Origin of the sequence: Candidatus Campylobacter infans, assembly GCF_013416015.1 — a bacterium.
Lineage (GTDB): Bacteria > Campylobacterota > Campylobacteria > Campylobacterales > Campylobacteraceae > Campylobacter > Campylobacter infans.
On sequence record NZ_CP049075.1, the window covers coordinates 253,485 to 277,371 of the forward strand.

Here is a 23,887-nt window from a genome sequence, read left to right on the forward strand (position 1 = left end):
AATTAAGAGGGCAGGTTTTGGATAGTATTTTGTTTTTTCAGCAAATGATAAATGGTTTTTCGTTAGGTTCGATGTATGCGCTAATTGCGATTGGCTACACCATGGTTTATGGTGTGCTTAGGTTGATAAATTTTGCTCACGGCGATATAATGATGATAGGCGCGTATTCTGCACTTTTTGCGATGACTTCTATGAATTTGCCCTTTGTTTATGCTTTAATTTTTGCTGTGGTGGTTAGTTTAATCCTTGGTATTAGCATTGATAAGCTAGCATACAAGCCACTTCGCTTAGCTCCGCGCATTTCTTTGTTGATTACTGCTATTGGTGTGAGTTTTTTATTAGAAAATCTTTTTCAGGTATTTTTTGGCGGGACACCTAGACCTTTTTTAGTGCCACAATTTTTAGAGCAAGTAGTAAGTTTTGGCTCAGTTAGCGTAACGATGGGCGCGATTTTAGTGCCTATTATTACTTTGGTTTTGCTTTGTGTTGTGCTTTTTATACTTTATCGCACAAAATACGGCATAGCCATACGCGCGCTGGCTTTTGATATCTCTACCGTGCATTTAATGGGCATTGATGCAAATCTTATAATAGCCTTTGTTTTTGCTCTAGGTTCATCTCTTGCTGCTGTTGGTGGCGTGTTTTATGCGGTTAGTTATCCTAGTATAGATCCGCTAATGGGCGTGTTAATTGGGCTTAAAGCCTTTGGCGCGGCTGTGCTTGGCGGGATTGGCTCAGTAGCTGGGGCTGTGCTTGGTGGTTTTATTATAGGATTTAGCGAGGTTGTGGCAGTGGCGTTTTGGCCACAAATGGCAGGTTTTAAAGATGCCTTTGCCTTTATATTTTTGATCTTGGTTTTAATCTTTAAGCCTACTGGAATTTTAGGCTATAACTATGAAAAAAGTAGGTTTTAAAATGAATCATTTAGGATTACAAATACCAAAATTACGATATTTAATATTTTTTAGTATTGCTCTTATTTTTATGATAGTAAGTGCTACGATGTTTAATGAATATGGGCTAAGAATTGTAAATAATATTGCTATTTTTATTATTTTGGCTATTAGTTATAATTTAATAAATGGCGTTACTGGGCAATTTAGCTTAGAGCCAAATGGTTTTGTGGCCTTAGGCGCTTATGTTGCAGCGCTTTTATTGCTTGATAGTGATGCTAAGCTTTATCAATTTGAAGCCGAGGAACCAGCTGGTATAATTTTAACCTTACACACAAGTTCGTTTATTTTTACTATGCTAATTAGTGGTTTGTGCGCTAGTTTGTTGGCTTTAATTTTAGCTATGCCTGTGTTTCGTGTAAGGGGTGATTATTTAGCTATTGTTACGCTTGGTTTTGGTTTTATTATTCAATTGCTTGCGGTAAATTTTCCTGCTTTTACAAATGGCTCTCTTGGGTTAAATGATATAGTAATTTATAATGCTGATGAGAGTATATCGCGCTATACAAATATTTTTTATAGTGGTTCGGTGGCTATTATTTCGGTGATTGTGATTTTAAATGTGGTATATTCGCGTTTTGGACGAGCTATGAAGGCTATAAGAGATGATGAAGATGCTGCTTGGGCTATGGGGATAAATACCTTTTGGATTAAAACGCTAGCTTTTTGTATTTCGGCTTTTTTTGAGGGTATTGGTGGCGCGCTTTTAGTTGGCTTTTTAGGCACTATTAGCCCTGATCAATTTACATTTTTCTTTACCTTTCAATTACTTATTATAATAGTATTAGGTGGGCTTGGAAGCACGAGCGGGGCAATACTAGGGACGATTTTAGTAATTGGCGGTATGGAGTGGCTTAGATTTTTAGATGAGCCGATGAATATTTTTGGCTATGAAACCAAGGCCTTGCCTGGACTTAGAATGGTGGTATTTTCGCTTATTTTAATACTTTTAATGCTCTTTGCAAGGCGTGGCATTATGGGACAGCGCGAACTTACTGAAATTTTTAAGCTACGCAAAGGGGGCAAAAATGCTTCTTGAATTAAGTGAAATTTCTAAGCATTTTGGTGGCATACAAGCTATAAGCCCTACTACTTTTAGCGTGCAAAAGGGCGAAATTTTCGGTCTTATTGGCCCAAATGGCGCAGGTAAAACTACTATGTTTAATATCATTACCGGAGCTTATGCCCCAAGTGCTGGCAGGGTGCGTTTTGATGGCGGGGATATTACTAAAATTAATGGCAATAAGCGCATATATCTTGGCATTGCGCGCACTTTTCAAAATATTCGTCTTTTTAGCTCTATGAGTGTGTTAGAAAATGTCTTAATCGGTATGAATGGTAGCTTTAAATATAGCTTTTTAGAGGCTGCATTTCATATAGGGCGCTACCACAAGGCTGAGCGAGAAGCTAGGCAAAAAGCGCTTGAATTGCTAGATGAATTAGGACTTAGCGCCTACGCAAATGAAAGCGCTACTTCATTAAGCTATGGAGCACAGCGTAAGGTAGAGATTGCAAGAGCTCTTGCTAGCCAGCCAAAACTTTTAATGCTTGATGAGCCAGCAGCTGGTATGAATCCAGCAGAAAGCGATGAATTAGCCACGCTTATGTTAAGATTAAAGCAAGAGCGAGGTTTGACCATACTCTTAATAGAACATGATATGAAATTTGTAAATAGATTATGCGAGCGCGTGCTGGTGCTAGATTATGGCAAGGTGATATTTGAAGGCACGCCAAGCGATGCTATAACGCATGAGGATGTGGTGGCTGCGTATTTGGGGGATTTTGAATGTTAGAGGTGAAAAATTTACTGGTGTATTATGGATTAAATGAGGCCGTTCATGGCGTAAATTTTAATCTAAAAGCAGGGCAAATAATTAGTTTAATAGGCTCAAATGGCGCAGGTAAGACCAGCACGCTAAATGCGATAATTGGCATGGTAAAGAAAAAGGGTGAAGTTTTTTATAATGGCAAAAATATAATTAAAGCAAAAACTCATAATATCGTGCGCTCAGGGCTTGCGCTGGTGCCTGAGGGTAGGCGCGTTTTTATAAATTTAAGCGTAGAAGAAAATATTAAAATCGGCGCATTTAATAATATGAGCGCATTTGATGAATTATTAGAAAAAATGTATAAGCTTTTTCCGCGTTTAGAGCATAAGCGCAAGGCCTTAGCTGGCACGCTTAGTGGTGGTGAGGCACAAATGCTAGCAATAGCAAGAGCCTTAATGAGCCAACCAAAACTTTTAATGCTTGATGAACCTAGCTTAGGGCTTGCGCCAAAGGTAGTGGGCGAAGTATTTAGTGCATTAAAAGAGCTAAATGAAAGCGGGTTGAGTATTTTATTAGTAGAACAAAACGCATTTTTAGCCTTAAAAAGTAGCAATTATACTTATGTGCTTGAAAACGGGCATATAAGTTTAGAGGGCAAAAGTAGCGAGCTTATCGGCGATGATGAGATCAGGCGCAAATACTTAGGGGCTTAGCGTGAAAAAAATTGTAATAAAAGTCGGCTCGCATGTCCTTAGTGATGATGGTAAAATCAGCCTTGCGCGTGTAGATAGCTTGTGTGATTTGCTTTATTTGTTAATGCAAAAATACGAGGTGATTTTGGTTAGCTCAGGGGCTATTGCTTGCGGGCAAGCACAAATCAACTTAGAGCGCGATAGTGTGCTAAATAAGCAAATTTTAGCGGCCATAGGACAAGCACATTTGATGCAAGTTTATACATCATCACTTAGTAGATATGGCAAATTTTGCGCCCAGCTTTTATTAAATGCTAGCGATTTTGATAGTAGAAAACGCACAAATTATGCTAAAAATGTGGTCTTAGGCTTGCTTAAATTAGGCGTTTTGCCTATTATAAATGAAAATGACGCCACGGCAACTGCTGAGATTGTTTATGGCGATAATGACCGCCTTTCAGCTGCTGCGGCCTTGCATTTTGGGGCGGATATGCTTGTGATGCTAAGCGATATAGATGGCTATTATGACGCGGATCCGCGCACAAATAAAAATGCTAAAATCCGCAAAATCGTGAGCGCGTTAGATGATGATGAAATTAGCACTCACACAAACAAAAGTGGCTCAAAGCACGGCACCGGCGGCATTGCTACTAAGCTAATAGCAGCTAAAATGCTACTTGATGAAAATAAAAGCGCCTTTTTAGCAAGCGGTTTTGATTTAAGTGTGGTAAAAGATTTTTTATTAAATGATAAACAAAATGGCGGGACGCTGTTTAGAGCGTGATTTGGTATTAAAATTTTAATGTAGAAATTTTAAAATTTTAAGCCAAAACTTAAAATTTTAAAATTTATCTTTAAATTTTAAATAATGAAATTTTAAAAGCAGAAATTTTATGAAAACAATAATTTTTATGGGCACGCCAGATTATGCTAGCAAGGTCTTAGAGGCATTTTTAAAGGCTAGCGATTTTAAGGTTTTGGCAATTTTTACCCAACCAGATAAGCCCCAAGGTCGCAAAAATATAATCACGCCCCCAAGCGTTAAAAAAAGAGCATTAGAGCTTGATTTTGCTGGGGAAATTTTTCAGCCTTTAAGCCTAAAAGAGCAGGGCATTAGCGAGCAAATATCTGCTTTAAAGCCTGATTTTATCGTAGTTGCAGCTTATGGGCAGATTTTGCCAAAAAGCATTTTAGAACTTGCGCCTTGTATTAATTTGCATGCTTCAATCTTGCCAAAATATCGCGGTGCTAGCCCGATTTCGCAAATGATTTTAGAAGGACAAAAGCTAAATGGAATAAGTGCTATGAAAATGAGCCAAGGGCTTGATGATGGCGATATGCTCGGCTTTTACCTTATGGATATTACAAATAAAAGCGCGCAAGATCTTTTTGAACAATTTTCAAATATGGCAGCAAAGCTAGCACTTAAAATTTTAAGAGAATACGAAAATATCGCGCCTTTAAAGCAGTTTAACGCCTTAGCTAGTAAGTGTAAAAAAATCCGCAAAGATGATGGCTTAATTAGCCTAGATATGCCAGCACAGGCGATTTGGCGCAAATTTTTAGCTTATAAACCTTGGCCTGGTGTTTATTTGGCTAATGGCTTAAAGCTTTTAGATATTAGCATAAGTTTAAGCAAAAATAACGCTAAAATCGGCACCATTACTAATATCAGCGCAGATAGTTTTAGCGTGGCTTTAAGTGATGGCGAGTTAATTATTAAAAGCTTACAAGAAGCAAGCAAAAAGCCACTTGATGCAAAAGAATATATAAATGGAAAAAGGTTAAAATTTGGAGATAGTTTTTGTTGAAAGCATTAAATCTACGCAACTTGCGTTGATTGAAGGCATAAGAGAGGGCAAGATTAAAGCGCCTTTTGCGATTTTAGCTCAATTTCAAAGTGCTGGGGTTGGCAGCCGCGATAATGCTTGGCAAGGACAAAAAGATAATTTTTATTTAAGTTTTGCCCTAAACGCAAATGAGCTAGCAAGCGATTTGCCTATAAGTTCGGCAAGCATTTATTTTGCTTATTTAATGTGCGAGCATTTAAATTCTCTTGGCTCAAAAGCCTGGTTAAAATGGCCTAATGATTTATATTTAGGGCAAGAAAAATTAGGTGGCATAATCACTACAAAATTAAAAGGCACCTTTGTGTGTGGAATAGGAATAAATCTAATAAACGCACCGCAAAATTGCGCCGTTTTAGATATTCAAATAAGCGCAAAAACCCTAGCGCAAGGTTTTTTAAAAAGTTTAGAAAATTTGCGCTCATGGAAAGAGATTTTAAGCAAATACTCGCTACAATTTAGCCTTTGTAAAAATTTTAGCGTTCATATTGATGGCAAAGAGCTTTCTATGGCGCGCGCAGAACTACAAAATGATGGTTCAATTATAATAGACAATAAAAAGGTATTTTCAGCAAGATGAGTGAGATAATAACTATCGCAAACCAAAAAGGTGGTGTCGGCAAGACCACAACCGCTGTAAATTTGGCCGCTAGCTTGGCAGTGGCTCAAAAGCGCGTGCTTTTAGTCGATATCGATCCGCAAGCAAACGCTACAACAGGGCTTGGTTTTAGCAGGCGGGATTATGAGTTTAATATTTATCATGTATTAACCGGCGGTAAAAAATTAAGTGAAATTATCCTTAAAACTGCTATCTACACACTTGATTTAGCACCTTCAAATATCGGCCTTGTCGGTATTGAGCAAGAATTTAGCCAAAGAGAGCAAGACTACAAAACAATTTTAAGAGAAAAAATCAGTGAAATAATTGAAAATTATGATTATATTATCATCGATAGCCCGCCAACCCTTGGGAGCTTGACGGTAAATGCTCTAAGTGCTAGCGATTCTGTGATAATTCCTATTCAATGCGAGTTTTACGCACTCGAAGGCTTAGCACAAATTTTAAATACCATAAAAATAGTAAAAGAAACCATCAATAAAAAGCTAAAAATCAAAGGCTTTTTGCCAACTATGTATAATGCGCAAAATAACCTTTCAAAAGAAACGGTTTTGGATTTGAAAAAGCATTTTGAAAATAAATTATTTAGAAATGATGATGGATTTATCATAATCCCGCGAAATGTAAAGCTTGCTGAAAGCCCTAGTTTTGGTAAGCCGGTGATTTTGTATGATATAAAATCGACAGGCTCTATCGCCTATCAAAATTTAGCATATTCAATAATGAGTTAAAATGGCAAAAAAATCACAATTAGGCAAAGGTTTAGATGCACTTTTAGGCGATGCGGCGTTTGATTATGATAGAGAATATAGCAATGATAAAGTTACGCTAATACCAATATCAGCTATTGCGCCAAATCCTTGCCAACCGCGCAAAGATTTTGATGAAAATAGTTTAAATGAATTAGCTGGATCCTTACAAACTCACGGACTTATCCAGCCTATTATAGTGGTTGAGCGAGATGATGGTTATTTGCTAGTAGCTGGCGAGCGAAGATTAAGAGCTGCAAAACAACTGGGCTGGGAAGAAATAAAAGCAGTAGTAGCCAAAATCGATAAGAAAAATTTGCGCGAATTAGCACTAATAGAAAACATTCAGCGCGCAGATTTAAATCCAATAGAACTAGCAAATTCTTATAAAGAACTCATCAAAGAACACGGCATCACACAAGAAGAACTTGCAAATTTAGTTAAAAAAAGCAGAACACAAATCACAAACACAATGCGCTTATTAAACCTAGATGAACGCACAAAAGAGCTAATAAGTAGCGGTAAAATTTCGCAAGGTCATGCAAAAATTATAGCCGGACTTGATAAACAAGATGAAAAAACAATAGTCGCTAGCGTTTTAGGACAAAAATTAAGCGTGAGAGAAACAGAAAATTTAGCCAAGAAATTAAAAGATAAAAGCGGGATTTCAAATGAGCTTCAAACAGCGGTAAAAAGGCTAAAAGATAGGCTTTGTGATCTAGGTTTTGAGAGTAAAAATTCTGGTAAAAAATTAAGCATAAATTTTGAAAATGTAAGCGAAGTTAAAATTTTACTTGATAAATTAAGAAAAGTTTAGTTTTAAATATAGTAGAATGCGCCAATTTTTTTCTAAATTTTAATGGTTGTAAAATATAAATCAAATAGAAAGGCTCTAAATGCTTGAAGTTAATCCTTATTTATTATCGCTTACGGTAGTGATTTTCTTAGGACTTATTTTCGTGCTAAATAATATACTATATAAGCCTATTTTAGGTTTTGTAGATGAAAGAAACGCACATATAGCCAAAGAAGAAAGCGAGGTAGCAAAATATGGCGCAGACATCAAAAAATACGATGAAGAAGCCGCTAGTATTTTAGCAGATGCCAGAGCGCAAATGCTAGCAATCAAAAAAGAAGCCGCTACTAAGGCCAACGAAGCCGCTAAGGCTTGTATAGAAGCTAGAAAAAGCGAATTAGAAAATGATTATAAAGAATTTGAGCTTGCTTTAAGAAAAGAGCAAGAAGCACTAAAAAACGAGCTTAGTGCGAATTTGCCTTCAATTAGAGAAAGTTTAAAAAATACTCTTTCAAAACTATAAGGACAAAAAATGCAAAAATTATTTTTATTGATTTTACCTGCGTTTTTGCTAGCTGCCGGTGCTAAAAGTGAGCCTGATTATGATATTTTAGCAAGAACGATAAATTTTTTACTTTTTGCTGGAATTTTGTATTATTTGATAGCAAATCCTATTAAAAACGCCTATAAAGCGCGCATAGAAGGCATAGATAAAAATCTAAGTCAAGCCCGCAAAAAAATAGAAGAAGCCAGAGCAAAAGAAGAGTTTGCTAAATCAAAAGTAGCAAAAGCCAAAGAAGATGCCACTAGATTGATAGAAACAGCGCGCATAGAGGCTAGACAACTAACCACTAAAATAGAGCGAGATACCCAAGCTAGTTTGATTTCAATGTATGATAGTTATGAAGAACAAAAAGAATTTACGCGCCGTGCCAGCACTAGAAAAATAGTAAGCGATGTGCTTGAAGAAGCATTTAGTGATACTAGCATCAAAATTAGCGAGCAAGGCTTGGTTGATTTAATTAAGAAAAAGGTAAGCTGATGAATGAAGTAATAGCCAAAAAATATGTAAAAGCCTTGCTTGAAAGCTTAGAATTAAATGAGCTAAATGAGATAAATGAAGCTCTTGGCAAGATTGATTCGGCCTTTGGGATAGAAAAATTTATAGATATATTGATTTTGCCTAGCTTAAATGCTAAGGCTAAGGCTGATTTTGTTTTTTCATTAACCGATAGCACAAATGAAAAATTAAAAAATTTCTTATACACCTTAGCGACTGCTAAAAGATTAGAGATTTTGCCACATATTTATAGAGAATTTTCATATCAAAAATCCTTAAAAGATAATGCATTTAAGGGCGTAATTTATAGCTCTTTTGAACTTAGTCAAGCTAATAAAAAAGAATTAGAAGATAAATTTTCAAAAAAATTAAATGCAAATATAAATTTTGATAGCAAAAAAACCAATTACGATGGTATCAAAATAGAATTAAGTGATTTAGGCTTTGAAGCGAGCTTTTCTATGAGCTTGTTTAAAGCAAAATTGAGTGAATATATATTAAAAGCAATTCAATAAGGAGAGAGCGTGAGCGCAAAATTAAAAGCAGATGAGATTAGTAGCATAATCAAAGAACGCATACAAAGCTATGATCTAAGTATAAATGTAGAAGAAACCGGCAAGGTTATCTCAGTAGCAGATGGAGTCGCTAGAGTTTATGGTCTAAAAAATGTAATGGCTAGCGAGATGGTGGAGTTTGAAAACGGCGAAAAAGGCCTAGCACAAAACCTTGAAGAATCAAGCGTTGGCGTGGTTATTTTAGGCAAGGCCGATAAAATAGTAGAAGGCACTAGTGTAAAACGCCTGGGCAAGTTACTTCGTGTGCCTGTTGGCGATGCCTTGATTGGTCGCGTGGTAAATTCCCTTGGTGAGCCACTTGATGCAAAAGGGCCTATCGATGCTACCGAAAGCCGTTTTATTGAAGAAAAAGCAAAAGGCATTATGGCTAGAAAAAGCGTGCATGAACCGCTTCAAACTGGCATAAAAGCCATTGACGCACTTGTGCCAATTGGTAGAGGACAAAGGGAGTTAATCATCGGCGATCGCCAAACTGGCAAAACTACCGTAGCAGTTGATACCATCATAAACCAAAAAGGCCAAGATGTTATTTGTATATATGTGGCTATCGGCCAAAAGCAATCAACCGTAGCCCAAGTAGTTAAAAAATTAGAAGAATATGGCGCTATGGATTATACTATCGTAGTAGCAGCAAATGCTAGCGATCCAGCAGCGCTTCAATACCTAGCACCTTATGCTGGCGTTACAATGGGCGAGTATTTTAGAGATAATTCACGCCACGCTTTAATTATTTATGATGATTTAAGCAAACACGCTGTGGCTTACCGTGAAATGAGCTTGATTTTACGCCGTCCTCCAGGTCGTGAGGCTTATCCTGGTGATGTTTTCTATTTGCATTCAAGATTGCTTGAGAGAGCTAGTAAGCTAAATGATAAACTAGGCGCAGGTAGCTTAACGGCATTGCCTATTATAGAAACACAAGCAGGCGATGTTTCAGCGTATATCCCTACAAATGTTATTTCTATTACAGATGGACAAATTTTCTTAGAAACTGATTTATTCAATTCAGGTGTGCGCCCAGCGATCAATGTGGGACTTTCAGTTAGCCGTGTTGGAGGCTCAGCTCAAATAAAAGCCATAAAAAAAGTAGCAGGCACCTTACGCTTAGAATTAGCGCAATACCGCGAGCTTCAAGCGTTTTCACAATTTGCTAGCGACCTTGACGAAAGCAGCCGCAAGCAATTAGAGCGCGGTCAAAGAATGGTTGAGGTTTTAAAACAACCACCTTATAATCCATTGCCAGTAGAAAATCAAGTGGTCTTAATTTATGCTGGTTCAAATGGCTATTTAGATGATATACCAGCTAGTGCAGTGGCTAAATTTGAGGCTGAACTTTATCCATATTTAGAGGCTAAATACCCTGATGTGTTTGAACAAATTAGAAGTAAAAAATCTGTTGAAAAAGACACACAAGATAAGCTTGATAAAGCTCTTAGCGAGTTTAAGGCTACTTTTAGTGCTGAATAAGGCAAAAAAATGGCTAATCTAAAAGATATAAAAAGAAAGATTAAGAGCGTTCAAAATACGCAAAAAACTACAAGCGCAATGAAGCTTGTATCGGTTGCTAAGCTTAAAAAAGCCGAAGAAGCCGCTAAGCGTTCAAGGCTGTATGCTCAAAAAATCAAAGAAGTTTTAAGTGAAATTTCTTATAAAATAAATAAATATGGTTTTGCTATTAAAAACCCTAGATATTATGATATAAAAGCCCCTGTTAGCAAGGTTGATATTGTATTTGTTACTGCTGATAAGGGATTGTGCGGTGGTTTTAATATGGCCACTATCCGCGCCGTGCGCGATATGATCGAAGAATACAAAGCCCAAAAAATAAAAGTCCGCTTGCGTGCTGTCGGTAAAAAGGGTATAGAATATTTTAGCTTTCAAGGTGTTGATATTTTAGAAAGTTACAAGGGCGTAAGTTCAGCACCAACGCCACAAAAGGCTACTGAGGTTATAAGTGAGGCTATTAAAGATTTTGAAGCTGGCGTTACCGATAAAATAGTGCTAATCCACAATGGCTATAAAAATATGATTTCACAAGAAGTTAGAATAAATGATATTTTGCCAGTAGAGTTACCAAAATTTAGCGCACAAGAAGAGGATTTTGATTCTTTAATGGAGGTCGAACCAAATGACGAGCACGACACCATCATAGGCGCCTTGGTGAATAGATATTTAGAATACGGTATGTATTTTTCATTGATTGATAGCCTAGCAGCTGAGCATTGCGCTAGAATGCAAGCGATGGATAATGCAAGCAATAACGCAAAAGCTAGGGTCAAGCAGCTTGATTTAGCTTATAACAAAGCTCGCCAAAGCTCAATCACCACAGAGCTAATAGAAATTATTAGCGGTGTAGAAGCGATGAAGTAAAATTTTAAAATTTAAAGCAGAAATTTTAAAATTTGTATAAAAAAGATTAAGAAGTAAATTTTATAGGAGTTACGATGAAGGGATTTATTAGCCAAATCACTGGTCCGGTAGTTGATGTGGATTTTCAAGATTACCTGCCAAAGATTAACGAAGCTATCGAAGTTAATTTTAACTTTGAAGGGCAAGCGCGCAAGCTAGTTTTAGAAACAGCAGCGCATTTAGGGGATAATCGCGTGCGCACAATAGCCATGGATATGACAGATGGTTTGGTGCGTGGAAACGAAGCTACTGCTCTTGGCAGTCCTATTACTGTGCCAGTAGGTGAAGAGGTGCTTGGGCGCATTTTTAATGTTACGGGCGATGTGATAGACGAGGGCGAAGAAGGAAATTTTAAAAATCGTTGGAGCATACACCGCGAAGCACCTAGTTTTGATGAGCAAAGCACAAAAAGCGAAGTTTTTGAAACTGGCATTAAAGTAGTAGATTTGCTAGCCCCTTATGCAAAAGGCGGTAAGGTAGGATTATTTGGCGGTGCAGGCGTTGGCAAGACGGTTATTATTATGGAGCTAATTCATAATGTTGCGCACGCTCATAGCGGGTATTCTGTATTTGCTGGTGTTGGAGAGCGCACAAGAGAGGGTAATGACCTTTATAATGAAATGAAAGAATCTGGCGTTTTAGATAAAGTTGCCCTATGCTATGGCCAAATGAATGAACCACCAGGCGCAAGAAACCGCGTAGCTTTAAGCGGACTTACAATGGCTGAGTATTTTCGTGATGAAATGGGACTAGATGTTCTTATGTTTATTGATAACATTTTTAGATTTTCTCAATCAGGCTCTGAAATGTCAGCGCTTCTTGGTCGCATACCATCAGCTGTTGGTTACCAGCCTACGCTAGCTACTGAAATGGGCAAACTCCAAGAGCGCATAACATCTACTAAAAAAGGCTCTATTACTTCTGTTCAAGCTGTTTATGTACCAGCTGATGACTTGACAGACCCTGCGCCTGCTACTGTATTTGCCCACCTTGATGCTACTACTGTTTTAAGCCGTGCGATAGCTGAAAAAGGCATTTATCCTGCTGTTGATCCACTTGGTTCTACTTCGCGCGTGCTTGATCCACAAATTATAGGCGAAGAGCATTACAAAGTAGCTCGTGGCGTTCAATCCGTGCTACAAAAATACAAAGATTTACAAGATATAATCGCTATTTTAGGTATGGACGAATTAAGCGAAGAAGATAAACAAATCGTTGATCGCGCTAGAAAAATTGAGCGTTTCTTATCTCAGCCATTTTTCGTAGCTGAGGTATTTACAGGCAGCCCTGGTAAATATGTAAGCTTAGATGAAACAATAAACGGCTTTAAGGCAATCTTAGATGGTAAATACGATCATTTGCCAGAAAACGCCTTTTATATGGTAGGCAATATAGAAGAGGTTGTGGCAAAGGCCGAAAAATTAAAGGCATAAGCGATGAAAAGCATACACTTAGAAATAGTAACACCTGTGGGGATGATATTTTCAAATGATGTGCTAAGCGTTGTATTGCCTGGTAGCGAAGGCGAATTTGGCGTGCTACCAGGGCATGCTTCATTAGTTACGCTATTAGGTGCTGGTGTTATAGATATACAAAATCAAGATGATAGCCATGATATGGTGGCTGTGGATTCTGGTTATGTTGAAGTAAGCGAAAATAAAGTAGAGGTGTTAGCTGAGGGCGCTGAGCTAATAAGTGGTGCTGATGATAGTGCTATTGCTAAATCGCTTGAAAAGGCAAAAGCCTTAATAAGCAAAATGGGTTATGATGATAACTTATTAAAAGTTACCATGACTAAATTAGAATCAGGCGCGCATAAATAATGTTGCAAAACGCATTAACCTTTTTGGCTAATTCTAGCATTATCACCTGGATAGTGTTGGCGTGGCTATCGATTTATTTTGTGATGAGTTTTACTATCTTGCTATCGCGTTATGTAGGACTTAACGCTTGGCAAGTGCGTGAAAATTCAGCCTTAGAGCGCGTTTTGATGGGCGGCAAGATAGAAAACACAAGCTCGATTTTAAAAAAATGCACCGAAGCAGTAAATAAAGAAAAATTAGAAGTTTATATAGGCTTGGCTGAGTCAAAGGCTACTAGCGGTTTGACTTTGCTTGCTATTGTGGCTTCTACTTCGCCTTTTATAGGGCTTTTTGGTACGGTAGTTAGCATACTTGAAACTTTTGCTAGACTTGATGCCTCAGCTGGTGGCATAAATGCCATAGCCTTGTCTATTTCAGAGGCATTAGTAGCTACAGGTTGTGGTATTTTTGTAGCAATTCCTGCGTATAGCTTTAATTTAATGATAAAACGAAAAGCCTTTGAAATAGTAAGCATTATCAAGCGCGAAGCCAATGTGCTATTAAGCTATAACCATGATAAATTATGATGAAAAGCCTGAATTAAATATCACGCCTCTTGTTGATATTATGCTTGTGCTTTTAGCTATTTTGATGGTTGCTATGCCAGCATTGATTTATGAAGAAAAAATTTCAGTCCCACAAGGCACGCAAAGCAAAAACAAGCAAGACAGCCCAAAAGCCCTAACCATACGAGTAGATAAGCAAAAGCGAGTGTATATAAATAATGAAAATTTTGCTTTAAATGAAAATTTGCTAGCTGATAAATTAGTTCAATTAAATAGTATTTACGCAGTAGATTCGCCAGTTTTTATAAAGGCTGATGAAGCTTTAAATTATGGCGATGTGATGAGCGTGTTAAGAAGTGTGAAAAACGCAAACTATACAAATGTGGCATTAGAAACCAAATGATAAATGTATATTTTCCTACTTTTAACGCTTTTATTATTTCGCTTGCTTTATATATCGCTCTTGGGGGGTTTATTATTTATAAAGCTGCTGATGCGATGAGTGCTACTAAGCGTTATACTGATACAAAAGATGCTTTTATGGATGTTGTTTTAATTAGCCCTGAGCGCGCAGATACCATAATGTCGCCAAAATCAAAAATAACAAATAAAGATCAAAATGAAATAAAAGAAGCAAAAATAGCAAAAAAACAAGAGCAAATAACTACAAATAAAGCCACGCAAGCAAGCAACGAGCTTGCGATAACAAAACCAGAGCCTATATCTGCCAAATCGTTATTTGATGATATAAAAATAAAACAAAACCCAGAGCCTAAAAAGGCCGTCCAAAGCAATAAAAAAAGCTTTAAGCAAAACTCAGCTGCCGTACAAACTGCCATCGATAAAATAAATGCCTTGCAAGATTCTGATAAGATTCGCACCCCAAAACACGGGCTTAAAGGCGAGTTTGATGAGTTTAATGGCGCAGTTACTAGGCTTATAGAATCGCGCTGGCAACGATATAGGACAAATACAAACGATAGAGTAGTGGTAAGATTGAGCATTGATGAAAATGGGCGTTTATTAGCTTATAATTTTATTACACGCTCTTATGATTTAGAGTTTCAAAGCAAAGCGCGAGATTTGCTTGAAAATTTAAAATTTGTTAATTTTCCTATCCCGCCAAATAGGCAAAAGCTCACATTTACGGTGGGATTAAGCGATAAATTAAATGATGAAATTTCAATAAAATCGGAGTGAAAATGAAAAAAATTTTAATTTTATTAGCTTTTGTGGCTAGTTTATTTGGCGCAGATGCTACTATTGAGGTGGTAAATCGCGGTGCGAGTTTGCCTAAGATAATGATTCAAGATGCTACTTTAAATTTTGCTAGCGATGATATAAAAGAGCGTTTTTTACGAATGATTAAGGGAGATTTAAAAGTAGGTTCAGCTTTTGAGGTAATACAAGAGTATGAAAATACCACCATGGATAGCCCCTTAACCTCTGCGCAAATTACGGCAACTTCCCCACAATTCGTGCTTAGATATGCTTTAAGTGGCGGGATTGATTATTTAAATTTGCATGTAAAATTATTGAATGTAAGCGATGGAGCTGTGCGTTTTGAGGCAAATTATAGCCAAAAAGATGTGGTTAAATGGCCTTTTATCTCCCATCGCGCCGTAGCTGATATAGCTCGCTCTCTTAATCTTTCGCCGATTGAATGGATGGATAAGAGCATTTTGATATCTCAATACACAAGTCCTGGTACTAGTCGTATAATCATAGCTGATTACACTCTAACCTACCAAAATGTAATTTTAAGTGGCGGTTTAAATATTTTTCCAAAATGGGCTAATGCCGAGCAAAGCGCATTTTATTACACTTCTTATGTAAAGGGCAAACCTACGCTATTTCGTTATGATTTAGCAAGCGGTAAAAAAATGAGCATAATTAGCTCACAAGGTATGGTTGTAGCCAGCGATGTAAGCGCTGATGGACAAAAACTACTTCTAACAATGGCACCAGAAGATCAAAGCGATATATTTTTATATGATTTAAAAACTCGCTCAAGCACTAAAATTACAAATTATAGTGGAATTGATGTGAATGGAAATTTTATAGAAAATGACACGCGCGTGGTTTTTGTAAGCGATAGAATGGGTGCGCCAAATATTTTTGCTACTGATTTAAATGCTAAAGCAGTAGAGCAGCTAGTATATCACGGCAAAAACAATAACTCAATCTCAACTTGGCAAAATTATATTGTATATTCTAGCCGTGAAAGCAACAGCGAGTTCGCTCAAAAAACCTTTAATCTTTACTTAATCTCTACTAAAAGCGATTATATCCGCCAGCTAACAGCAACTGGCATAAATACCTCACCACGCTTTTCAAGTGATGGCGGGAGCATTGTTTATATCAAGCATTCAGGCGCGCAAAGCGCCCTAGGGATAATCCGCGTAAATGAAAATAAAAGTTTTGCTTTTGCGCTTAATATAGGCAAATTACAAGCAATTGATTGGTGATTTATTTAAAATTTATAGCTTTTTATAACTGCGGCGGCTTTTAAAGTTCGCCTTTTATAAATTTTATATTCTAAAAGCATAATAAAGCAATAAATAATAAAATTTATAAAATTTAGCAAAAATTAAGCTATAAATTTTGAACTTTTTAATTGATATTAGAAAATTTTGTGATATAATCCGCGCTTATAATTTCTTTTAAAGGGTCTTACATGAAAAAATTAGCATTTGTTTCAGCTTTAATTGCTGCTTTATTTATGGCTGGTTGTAGCTCAAAATCTCCAAGCACAAGCACAACCAACACAGATGATAACTCTAACATAGAGAGCATAGATGTAGCTAGCATACTTAGTGGCATTCAAAACCAATTACAAAATGTATATTTTGATTTTGATAAATTTAGCATTCGCGCCGATCAACAAAACGCAATCACCACAAATGCCGCACTTTTTAACCAAAACAATGCTAGTGCTTTTACTATCTTAATAGAAGGTAATTGCGATGAATGGGGTTCTGATGAGTATAATTACGCTCTTGGCGTAAAACGCGCAAAAGCTGCCAAAGAAGCCTTAGTAGCCCAAGGCGTAAATGAATCTCGCATCAGCATAGCTAGCAATGGCGAAAGCAAGCCAGTATGTACCGAACGCTCAAAATCTTGCGATGCGCAAAATCGCCGTGATGAGTTTAAGGTAATGCAATAAGCAAATGAGAAGCTTAGGATTTATACAAATTTTATTAGTAGCTACACTTGCAAGTCATCTTTTTAGCGATGAAACTTCTGTGTTTGATGGGCTTGCAAGCAGTGTCGGCACTACTCAAAATGTAGAGGCACTAAATGCTGAAATCAAAGCTAGCAAAGAAAGCATAGATGGCATTCGCTCGGTAGTTGATGGTCTTAGCGCAAATAATCAAAAACTAAATATCCGCTTAAATGATTTAGAAAGCTTGCTATCAAACGACATAAACACTCAAATTTTAGAGCTTAAAAAAGCACAGCTTGAACAAAATGAAAAACTAAATAAATTAACCCAAGCCGTAACCGCACTAGCTACTGCCCTACAAAGCAAAGAAAGCCAAAAGGCTAAAAAAGCTGAGCCAAAGCTTAACAAAACTAGCCAAAACAATGAAAATTTCGCTTCTATGCCAGCAAGTGCTGTATTTGAAAGCGCCCAAAAGAATTTTGATGCTAAAAAATACGATAATGCAAAAGCGGCTTTTGAGTATTTAATACAAAAAAATTACAGACCTGCGTATTCAAATTTTATGTTAGGTGAGATTGCTTATGCAAAAAAGCTTTATAAAGAAGCGATTCCTTATTACCGCACTAGCGTTAATTTATACGACAAAGGCTCTTATATGCCACGCTTGCTTTATCATACGGCTATCAGTTGTGATAAAATAGGCGATAAACAAAGTGCTAATAAATTTTACTCTACTTTAAAAGTTGCTTATCCAGATAGCGATGAAGCTAAAAAATCTCCAATCCGTAAATAGCTTTGCGCGCGAGCAAAGCTGATATTTTAGATGTTAGTTCATATTTGTTGTAGCGTTGATAGCGATTATTTCATAAAAAAACTTCGCCAAACTTACCCAAACGAACCTTTATTGGCTTATTTTTACGACCCAAACATTCATCCATATAGTGAGTATTTATTGCGTTTTAGCGATGTTAAGCGATCGTGTAAAAAACTTGGTGTGCCATTAATTTGTGGCGAATACGATTATGAATCTTGGCTTAGTGACACAAAAGGCTTAGAAAACGAGCCAGAAAAAGGCAAGCGGTGTGAGTATTGTTTTGATTTTAGAGTAAATCAAAGTGCTAAAAAAGCCATTGAGCTTGGAGAAAGCACCATCACAACAACCTTGCTAATGAGTCCTAAAAAAAATTTTAATCAGCTTGAAAATTCGCTAAAAAGTGTAAGCGAGCGTTACGGATTAAAATATTTAGCCATAGATTTTAGAAAAGGCGGCGGCACTAGCGAGCAGTTTAATAATGCCAAAAAAGAAAAATTATACCACCAAAATTATTGTGGCTGTTTATACGCATTAAATGCGCAAAGAAATCAAAATGAAGCTTGGGAGTTAATTAGCCCACTTGGCGCTCAAACCCAGCCAGCCAGCATAAAATCGCGCCTAAAACTTTATAAAAAAGTAAGAAAATGCGAAAAATTAAAGCAAGATTACGAGTTAAACCGCGTAAAAATTTTAAATTATCGTTTAAAAAACGCTAGGCTGAGTTTTGATGGTGTGGTGATGGATAGTTATTTTTTATTTTATAGCTATATAAATAAGGGTTTTACGCGCTTTAATGCCGTAGAAAATAAAAATATTTTTTACGGGAAAGATGAGGTTTGGCTTGTTAGTTTAAAGCATTTTAATCACCTAGCAAATTTTAATTACAAAAGCGTGCGCGAGCTGATATACTCACCACCCAAGCTAAAAGCTGAGCTACATATCCGCAAAAAACTATGTGGCAAAAATAGCCTAAATCCTATAATCATTTTAGATAAAATTTTAAGCGCAAAATGCGAAATACAAATCGATAGCGTGCTTTTTCATTCAAGCGTGGAAAAATTAAAAGTAAAAAATCATAAATTTTAATTTTTCAAAAATTTTGGATTTTATAAATTTATGTGAGTAATTTTGCGCGCTAAAATATATAATTAAAATTTTTACAAAAACCCTTGACATACAAAAAAATTTTAGTTAAAATCCCAATCTTTTTTTAAACAATCCGGATTAGCTCAGCGGTAGAGTAGTCGGCTGTTAACCGATTGGTCGCTGGTTCGAATCCAGCATCCGGAGCCATTTGCTTTTACTTCAAAATTTTTAATTTAAAATTTCAAAATATTTTTTTTCTTTAATTTTAAACAATGCTTTTGAAATATTTGCTATTTTAGCTTTTTTATAAGACTAAATTTTGGCTTTTAAGCATAATTATGCCATCGCAAAAGCAAAATAGCTAAGGCTAATGAATACAACGCGCAATAAATTAGAATAGATAAAAATAAACTGAAATGGTGGAGATGTGCAGGGTCGAACTGCAGTCCAAAAATAACCTCGTAAAGCCATCTACATGCTTAGTAGAAGTAAAGCTTCATTCACGCGACCTACTTCCCAAGGCTGATGCGAGAACTAAGACAAAATTTTCGTGGTTTAGTGCGTCAGGCTAAATCCTTAGTCGCTATAAATGACCCAAAATGCCAGCCTAGCGACAAGCCAGCAAAACAGGGCTCAACTGAACTTACGCAGCTTTAGCGTAAGCAGGAGCAAAATTAGCGTTGTTTGCGTTTAATTTAATTTAGGCTTTATAAGCTATGCCAAAAGCTGCATGCGGCTAGACTCAGCTACTCTTGTCGAAGCCAAATCATCCCCAAAAAAGTTGCGAATGTTATCCAAATAAACTTAAATAAAAATAAATTTTATTCATTATCCTTAGGGTTTTTGGCTAGTTTGCTTTTAAAAATTTTGTCATAAAAAAATAAATAAAAATACCCAACCACACCGCTAGCAAGGCTGGCTAACAAAATCCCTATCTTATCAGCATAAAAAAATTCTTTGCTTTCATGGTAGGCAAGAGAATTAACAAAGAGCGACATTGTAAAGCCAATGCCCGCAAGAATGCAAACTCCATATAATTTGCCCCAAGTCGCCCCGCTTGGAAGCTTGCCTAGCTTTAAAATTTTAATGAAAACAAAGGTGAAAATAAACACGCCAACTTGCTTGCCAACAAAAAGCCCAAAGAAAATGCCCATACCTACGCTATTTACAAGCTGTGAAAGCTCCACGCCACGCAAGCCAACCCCCGCATTTACAAAGGCAAAAACCGGCAAAATAAAAAAAGTCGTAATGCCGTGTAAATCTTCATGAAGCTCATCGAGCATTCTGTTGCCATCTTTATCCACAGTAGGTATGCAAAATGCTGCCAGTACGCCAGCAATAGTCGCATGCACGCCACTATTTAGCACACTTAACCACAGCAAAAATGTAAAAAGCATATAAACTGATTTTTTGCCAACGCGCAGTTTATTAAACACCCAAAGCACCCCAAGGCAAGCTGCTGCTAACATCATAGATGCTGTATAAAGATGCTCTGTGTAAAATAGCGCGATAATGATAATCGCGCATAAATCATCAACCACAGCCAAAGTAAGCAAAAAGATTTTTAATCCGCTTGGTATGCGTGAGCCTAGCAAGGCCATAATCCCCACAGCAAAGGCAATATCAGTAGCAGTAGGTATGGCCCAGCCACGAAGCGCGAATTCATTTGAGTGGTTAAACGCCCAAAAAATCAACGCCGGCGTGATAACTCCACCAAGCGCGCCAACGGCCGGCAAGGCGATTTGGCTAGGTCTGCTAAGCTCGCCCTCGCGCACTTCTTTTTTAAGCTCTAAGCCAACCACAAAGAAAAAAATCGCCATCAATCCATCATTTACCCAAGTAATCAGCGGTTTAGCCAAATCATGCCCGCGAAATCCTATAATAAATTGCGAATGTAAAATTTCATTATAAAAATGCGATAAAATGCCGTTTTGAAAAATCAGCGCAAGAGCCGTGGCAATTAATAATATCACGCCGCCAGCTGCTTCGTGGTGTAAAAGTTTGGTTAATGCTTGCATATTTTGCCTTTTTGAAGGTAAAAAATTTTGCGATTGTAGCAAAACAACTTACAAGATAAACTTAAAATTTAAAATTTCAAGCCCAGCTTATTAAAATTTCTAGCTCTTAATCGCCAAAATAAAATGAAATTTTAAAATCCAATACATCAAAAAATAAAATGAAATTTTAAAATTTACCGTGTTAATCGCCAAAATAAAACGAAATTTTAAAATCTAGCGCATTAAAAAATAAAATAAAACGAAATTTTAAAATTTACAAAAGCATACTTGCGGCGCGCTCTATGGCCTCAGCTAGTCTATCCTGGCTAAGTGGCTTAGTCAAAAACTCATACGCGCCCGCTTGCATTACTTGCTCGTGCATGCTAATATCATTTGAAATCATAATCACCGGGATCGAGAGCATTCCGCTGTCTGCTAAATTTCTAATAAGCTCAAAGCCATTCATAAGCGGCATATGCACGCAAGAGACGATCAAAGATATGCCATAATCTTCATATAAAATTTTCAAGCCCGCAATGCCATTTGGCATAGCAAGCACTTCTTTTACGCCTGGAATTTTACTAAGCATAATGGTTTCAAGCTTTTTAGCGGCAGCGTTTGGTTCTAAAAGCAAAATGCGAAGGTCTTTCATTAAAATCTTTTACCTATACTAAACTCAAATTTACTAGTATCATCGCCATCTTTACTATCAAGTGGCTTAGCAAAAATCACTTGCAATGGCCCTAAAATCGTAACCCATTCAATGCCTACGCCCATAGAAGTTCTGTGAATTTCGCTGATTTTATCCTGACCTATTGTGCCAAAATCCGCAAAAACTAGCCCACGCATTTTAATGCGGTTGATTATAGGAAAGCTAAGCTCCAAGGAATTGCTAAATGCCATTTTACCGCCTGTTTTGATGTCCTCACAGCCAAAAACGATCAAGCCGTGGCTATCGATAGGATTGCAAATGCGTTTTTTAGGGCTTAATGAATGCGCATCAAACCCACGAACCGAGCCTAATCCGCCCAAAAATAATTTTTCATTTATTGGTAGCTTGCTCGCATCGCTATTCCACAAATAGCTAAAAGTAGCCTTATAGCGTAAAATTAAATCCACTCCAAGATAATCCTCTAAGCCCTCATAAATGCTAAAATCATTCGTGCTTTTTACAAATTTTTCATCTCCGCCAAGCCCTGCGATTTCAAGTGCCGAGCTAGCAATAAAGCCTGATCTTGGCAGATAAAAATCATCTGTATTATTCCACGAAATGCTAGGCGTAATGGCGCTTTTCCAATGCTTGCCATTTAAATAGCCAGCATCTTTATAAAAGGCATCAAGGCCTGAAATTTTATTGCGTTGGACATGATAATTTATAAAAACATTTGTATAACGGCCTATTTGGCGCCCAGCCGATGCTGACAATCCATAAGCATTTTGGGTGTATTCATCCCATTTGTATTCATAGCCATAAACCGAGCCACCAAGGCTATAAGGCGAGTCATTCACGCGCGGATTAGTTAAGCTAATGCGCCCATTTAATTTATCATCGCTTTTATCCACGCTTACTGCGCCTTGATAGCCTGAGCCAAAAAGATTATTTTCGCTAACCCCAGCGCTTAATAACAGCCCATCACCCGTGCTATATCCTATGCCTCCGCTGATTGAGCCGGTATTTGTTTCTTTTACAATTACTTCTAAATCCACCTCATCATTGCTTACTTGCTTTTCTATGATATCAACATCTTCAAAATATCCCGTGCGTTTTAGCGCGTTTTTGCTATCTTTTAGATCGCTTCTACTATATAAATTGCCCTCTGTCAAATACAGCTCACGGCGAATTACGCGATCTAGCGTGTCGGTATTGCCCGAGATTATTACATTGCGGATATAAACCTTTTCATTTAATAAAATTTGATAATTTATATCCACTTTTTTGCTTAATTCATTTGGCGTGGTTTTTGGATATACTCTAACATAAGCATAGCCTTTATCAGCTATTAAATCACTTATTTTTTCTTGATCGCGCCTTAGCCAAAGAGTGTTGAAAGTATCGCCGGTTTGAAGTTTTAAGGTTTTTAGGATTTTTTGGGCGTTTATATCAAGCTCACTAGGCAAATCCAAGCTAATTTCGCCCACTTTATAACGCTCGCCCTCTTGGATATAATAGCTTAAATCCGCAGTATAGCTATCAAAATAAGTATTTAAATAAGCCCGCGATACATTCGCGTCTAAAAACCCGCGTTTTAGGTATTGTTCGCGGATTTTATCGCTATCTTGTGGCAAGGAAAAAATTTTAACCGCCCCATCATTAAAGCCCCACATCCAGCCTAAAAGCTCTTTTTGTTTATTATCCACAAAAGGCTCTATATCGCTATAATCTAAAACATTAGCCCCTATTAAATTTACTTTTTTTATAGTGATATTTTCGCCACGATTTACCTTAAAGCTAACTTGAACGCTATTTTCATCATTTAAGCTGATCACATCATCGCCCACGATAGTATCAAAAAAGCCCTTTGCTTCATAAAACTGCCTTACGCGCATCTTAGCTAGATTTATAGCGCGCTCATCATACATTTGCCCTTTTTTAATGCCGATTATATTTATTATGGCTTTTTCATCATTTGTTACCACGCCTTTTATATCAATGCGCGCAATTACGGGCTTTTCTTTAAGATGGACTATCACATCGCCGTTATTTTCCTCAATAAAAATATCTTTAAAATAACCTTGCGCAAATAAAGCTTTTATGGCCTTATTTGAGCTTTCATCAGTTAAAACGGCGCCTTTTTTAAGCCCGCTAATCTCACTAGCACTTAGCTCGCTAAGATGAACCATACCTTTATAAGTTACGCTATTTATCGTTACAGCTTGTAAGAATGAAAGCATTAAAAAGCTTATTATGCCCGCTAAAAAGCCTAATTTTTTCATCATTTAACTTTCAAAATAAAATAAAATCGCCGATTTTAGCACATTTTTTTTTA

Annotated in this window: 26 protein-coding genes, 1 tRNA gene and 1 other RNA gene; 24 read left to right on the top strand and 4 right to left on the bottom strand. The window is 37.0% G+C overall.

What is annotated here, in order from left to right:
* Nucleotides 1-17 precede the first annotated feature (17 nt).
* The 24 genes from CINF_RS01310 to CINF_RS01425 all read left to right on the top strand — a co-directional run bounded on the left by CINF_RS01310 (nt 18) and on the right by CINF_RS01425 (nt 19,110).
* Nucleotides 18-914: a branched-chain amino acid ABC transporter permease gene (locus CINF_RS01310; protein ID WP_179975458.1), complete on the top strand. Its 897-nt coding sequence runs from the start codon at nt 18-20 to the stop codon at nt 912-914.
* Between the two features lies 1 nt (nt 915).
* Nucleotides 916-1,992 (top strand): branched-chain amino acid ABC transporter permease, encoded by a 1,077-nt coding sequence (locus CINF_RS01315; protein WP_179975459.1) that lies wholly within the window; start codon nt 916-918, stop codon nt 1,990-1,992.
* Nucleotides 1,982-2,746: an ABC transporter ATP-binding protein gene (locus CINF_RS01320; RefSeq protein ID WP_179975460.1), complete on the top strand. Its 765-nt coding sequence runs from the start codon at nt 1,982-1,984 to the stop codon at nt 2,744-2,746. The genes CINF_RS01315 and CINF_RS01320 overlap by 11 nt, the downstream gene beginning before the upstream one ends.
* The gene (locus CINF_RS01325) at nt 2,740-3,435 is read left to right on the top strand and encodes an ABC transporter ATP-binding protein (RefSeq protein ID WP_179975461.1); all 696 of its coding nucleotides are present in this window, start codon (nt 2,740-2,742) and stop codon (nt 3,433-3,435) included. Before CINF_RS01320 ends, CINF_RS01325 begins: the two co-directional genes overlap by 7 nt.
* A 1-nt stretch (nt 3,436) precedes the next feature.
* A complete protein-coding gene (proB, locus tag CINF_RS01330) occupies nt 3,437-4,198 on the top strand; it encodes a glutamate 5-kinase (protein ID WP_178696952.1) in 762 nt (253 codons plus the stop codon).
* A 109-nt stretch (nt 4,199-4,307) separates the two neighbouring features.
* Entirely contained in the window at nt 4,308-5,225 is a 918-nt protein-coding gene (fmt, locus tag CINF_RS01335; protein WP_179975462.1) for a methionyl-tRNA formyltransferase, read from the top strand.
* Complete coding sequence (locus tag CINF_RS01340) at nt 5,206-5,841, top strand: biotin--[acetyl-CoA-carboxylase] ligase (protein ID WP_179975463.1); 636 nt, start codon at nt 5,206-5,208, stop codon at nt 5,839-5,841. The genes fmt and CINF_RS01340 overlap by 20 nt, the downstream gene beginning before the upstream one ends.
* Nucleotides 5,838-6,611 carry a ParA family protein gene (locus tag CINF_RS01345; protein ID WP_178696955.1) on the top strand — a complete coding sequence of 258 codons (774 nt, stop codon included), beginning with the start codon at nt 5,838-5,840 and terminating at the stop codon, nt 6,609-6,611. The genes CINF_RS01340 and CINF_RS01345 overlap by 4 nt, the downstream gene beginning before the upstream one ends.
* Nucleotide 6,612: 1 nt before the next feature.
* Nucleotides 6,613-7,446, top strand: a complete 834-nt coding sequence (locus CINF_RS01350; protein ID WP_178696956.1) for a ParB/RepB/Spo0J family partition protein — start codon at nt 6,613-6,615, stop codon at nt 7,444-7,446.
* Nucleotides 7,447-7,525: 79 nt separating this feature from the next.
* Nucleotides 7,526-7,948, top strand: coding sequence for a F0F1 ATP synthase subunit B family protein (locus CINF_RS01355; RefSeq protein WP_179975464.1), 423 nt, complete (start codon nt 7,526-7,528; stop codon nt 7,946-7,948).
* 9 nt (nt 7,949-7,957) lie between these two features.
* Entirely contained in the window at nt 7,958-8,467 is a 510-nt protein-coding gene (locus CINF_RS01360; RefSeq protein ID WP_178696958.1) for a F0F1 ATP synthase subunit B family protein, read from the top strand.
* Nucleotides 8,467-9,000 carry a F0F1 ATP synthase subunit delta gene (locus tag CINF_RS01365; protein ID WP_179975465.1) on the top strand — a complete coding sequence of 178 codons (534 nt, stop codon included), beginning with the start codon at nt 8,467-8,469 and terminating at the stop codon, nt 8,998-9,000. Before CINF_RS01360 ends, CINF_RS01365 begins: the two co-directional genes overlap by 1 nt.
* A gap of 9 nt (nt 9,001-9,009) precedes the next feature.
* The gene (gene atpA, locus CINF_RS01370; RefSeq protein ID WP_178696960.1) at nt 9,010-10,527 is read left to right on the top strand and encodes a F0F1 ATP synthase subunit alpha; all 1,518 of its coding nucleotides are present in this window, start codon (nt 9,010-9,012) and stop codon (nt 10,525-10,527) included.
* A 9-nt stretch (nt 10,528-10,536) separates the two neighbouring features.
* A complete protein-coding gene (gene atpG, locus CINF_RS01375; protein ID WP_179975466.1) occupies nt 10,537-11,430 on the top strand; it encodes an ATP synthase F1 subunit gamma in 894 nt (297 codons plus the stop codon).
* A 74-nt stretch (nt 11,431-11,504) separates the two neighbouring features.
* Complete coding sequence (gene atpD / locus CINF_RS01380) at nt 11,505-12,902, top strand: F0F1 ATP synthase subunit beta (protein WP_178696962.1); 1,398 nt, start codon at nt 11,505-11,507, stop codon at nt 12,900-12,902.
* A 3-nt stretch (nt 12,903-12,905) separates the two neighbouring features.
* The gene (gene atpC, locus CINF_RS01385; RefSeq protein ID WP_179975467.1) at nt 12,906-13,292 is read left to right on the top strand and encodes an ATP synthase F1 subunit epsilon; all 387 of its coding nucleotides are present in this window, start codon (nt 12,906-12,908) and stop codon (nt 13,290-13,292) included.
* A complete protein-coding gene (locus CINF_RS01390; RefSeq protein ID WP_179975468.1) occupies nt 13,292-13,858 on the top strand; it encodes a MotA/TolQ/ExbB proton channel family protein in 567 nt (188 codons plus the stop codon). Before atpC ends, CINF_RS01390 begins: the two co-directional genes overlap by 1 nt.
* Complete coding sequence (locus tag CINF_RS01395) at nt 13,845-14,240, top strand: ExbD/TolR family protein (protein WP_179975469.1); 396 nt, start codon at nt 13,845-13,847, stop codon at nt 14,238-14,240. The genes CINF_RS01390 and CINF_RS01395 overlap by 14 nt, the downstream gene beginning before the upstream one ends.
* Nucleotides 14,237-15,037, top strand: coding sequence for a TonB C-terminal domain-containing protein (locus tag CINF_RS01400; protein WP_179975470.1), 801 nt, complete (start codon nt 14,237-14,239; stop codon nt 15,035-15,037). The genes CINF_RS01395 and CINF_RS01400 overlap by 4 nt, the downstream gene beginning before the upstream one ends.
* Nucleotides 15,038-15,039: 2 nt before the next feature.
* A complete protein-coding gene (tolB, locus tag CINF_RS01405; protein WP_179975471.1) occupies nt 15,040-16,305 on the top strand; it encodes a Tol-Pal system protein TolB in 1,266 nt (421 codons plus the stop codon).
* A gap of 209 nt (nt 16,306-16,514) precedes the next feature.
* The gene (locus CINF_RS01410) at nt 16,515-17,003 is read left to right on the top strand and encodes an OmpA family protein (protein WP_179975472.1); all 489 of its coding nucleotides are present in this window, start codon (nt 16,515-16,517) and stop codon (nt 17,001-17,003) included.
* Between the two features lie 4 nt (nt 17,004-17,007).
* Nucleotides 17,008-17,796: a tol-pal system YbgF family protein gene (locus tag CINF_RS01415; protein WP_179975473.1), complete on the top strand. Its 789-nt coding sequence runs from the start codon at nt 17,008-17,010 to the stop codon at nt 17,794-17,796.
* Nucleotides 17,797-17,826: 30 nt separating this feature from the next.
* Nucleotides 17,827-18,903, top strand: coding sequence for an epoxyqueuosine reductase QueH (locus CINF_RS01420; RefSeq protein ID WP_179975474.1), 1,077 nt, complete (start codon nt 17,827-17,829; stop codon nt 18,901-18,903).
* Between the two features lie 132 nt (nt 18,904-19,035).
* Nucleotides 19,036-19,110, top strand: a tRNA-Asn gene (locus tag CINF_RS01425).
* 210 nt (nt 19,111-19,320) lie between these two features.
* Here the strand turns inward: CINF_RS01425 and ssrA are convergent.
* From ssrA to bamA, 4 genes are all read right to left on the bottom strand, one after another.
* Nucleotides 19,321-19,677: a transfer-messenger RNA gene (gene ssrA / locus CINF_RS01430) on the bottom strand.
* Nucleotides 19,678-19,724: 47 nt separating this feature from the next.
* On the bottom strand, nt 19,725-20,921 hold the full coding sequence (gene nhaA / locus CINF_RS01435; RefSeq protein WP_179975475.1) for a Na+/H+ antiporter NhaA: 1,197 nt from the start codon (nt 20,919-20,921) through the stop codon (nt 19,725-19,727).
* A 253-nt stretch (nt 20,922-21,174) separates the two neighbouring features.
* Nucleotides 21,175-21,552 (bottom strand): response regulator, encoded by a 378-nt coding sequence (locus tag CINF_RS01440; protein ID WP_178696972.1) that lies wholly within the window; start codon nt 21,550-21,552, stop codon nt 21,175-21,177.
* Complete coding sequence (gene bamA, locus CINF_RS01445) at nt 21,552-23,834, bottom strand: outer membrane protein assembly factor BamA (protein WP_179975476.1); 2,283 nt, start codon at nt 23,832-23,834, stop codon at nt 21,552-21,554. Before bamA ends, CINF_RS01440 begins: the two co-directional genes overlap by 1 nt.
* Nucleotides 23,835-23,887: the final 53 nt, after the last annotated feature.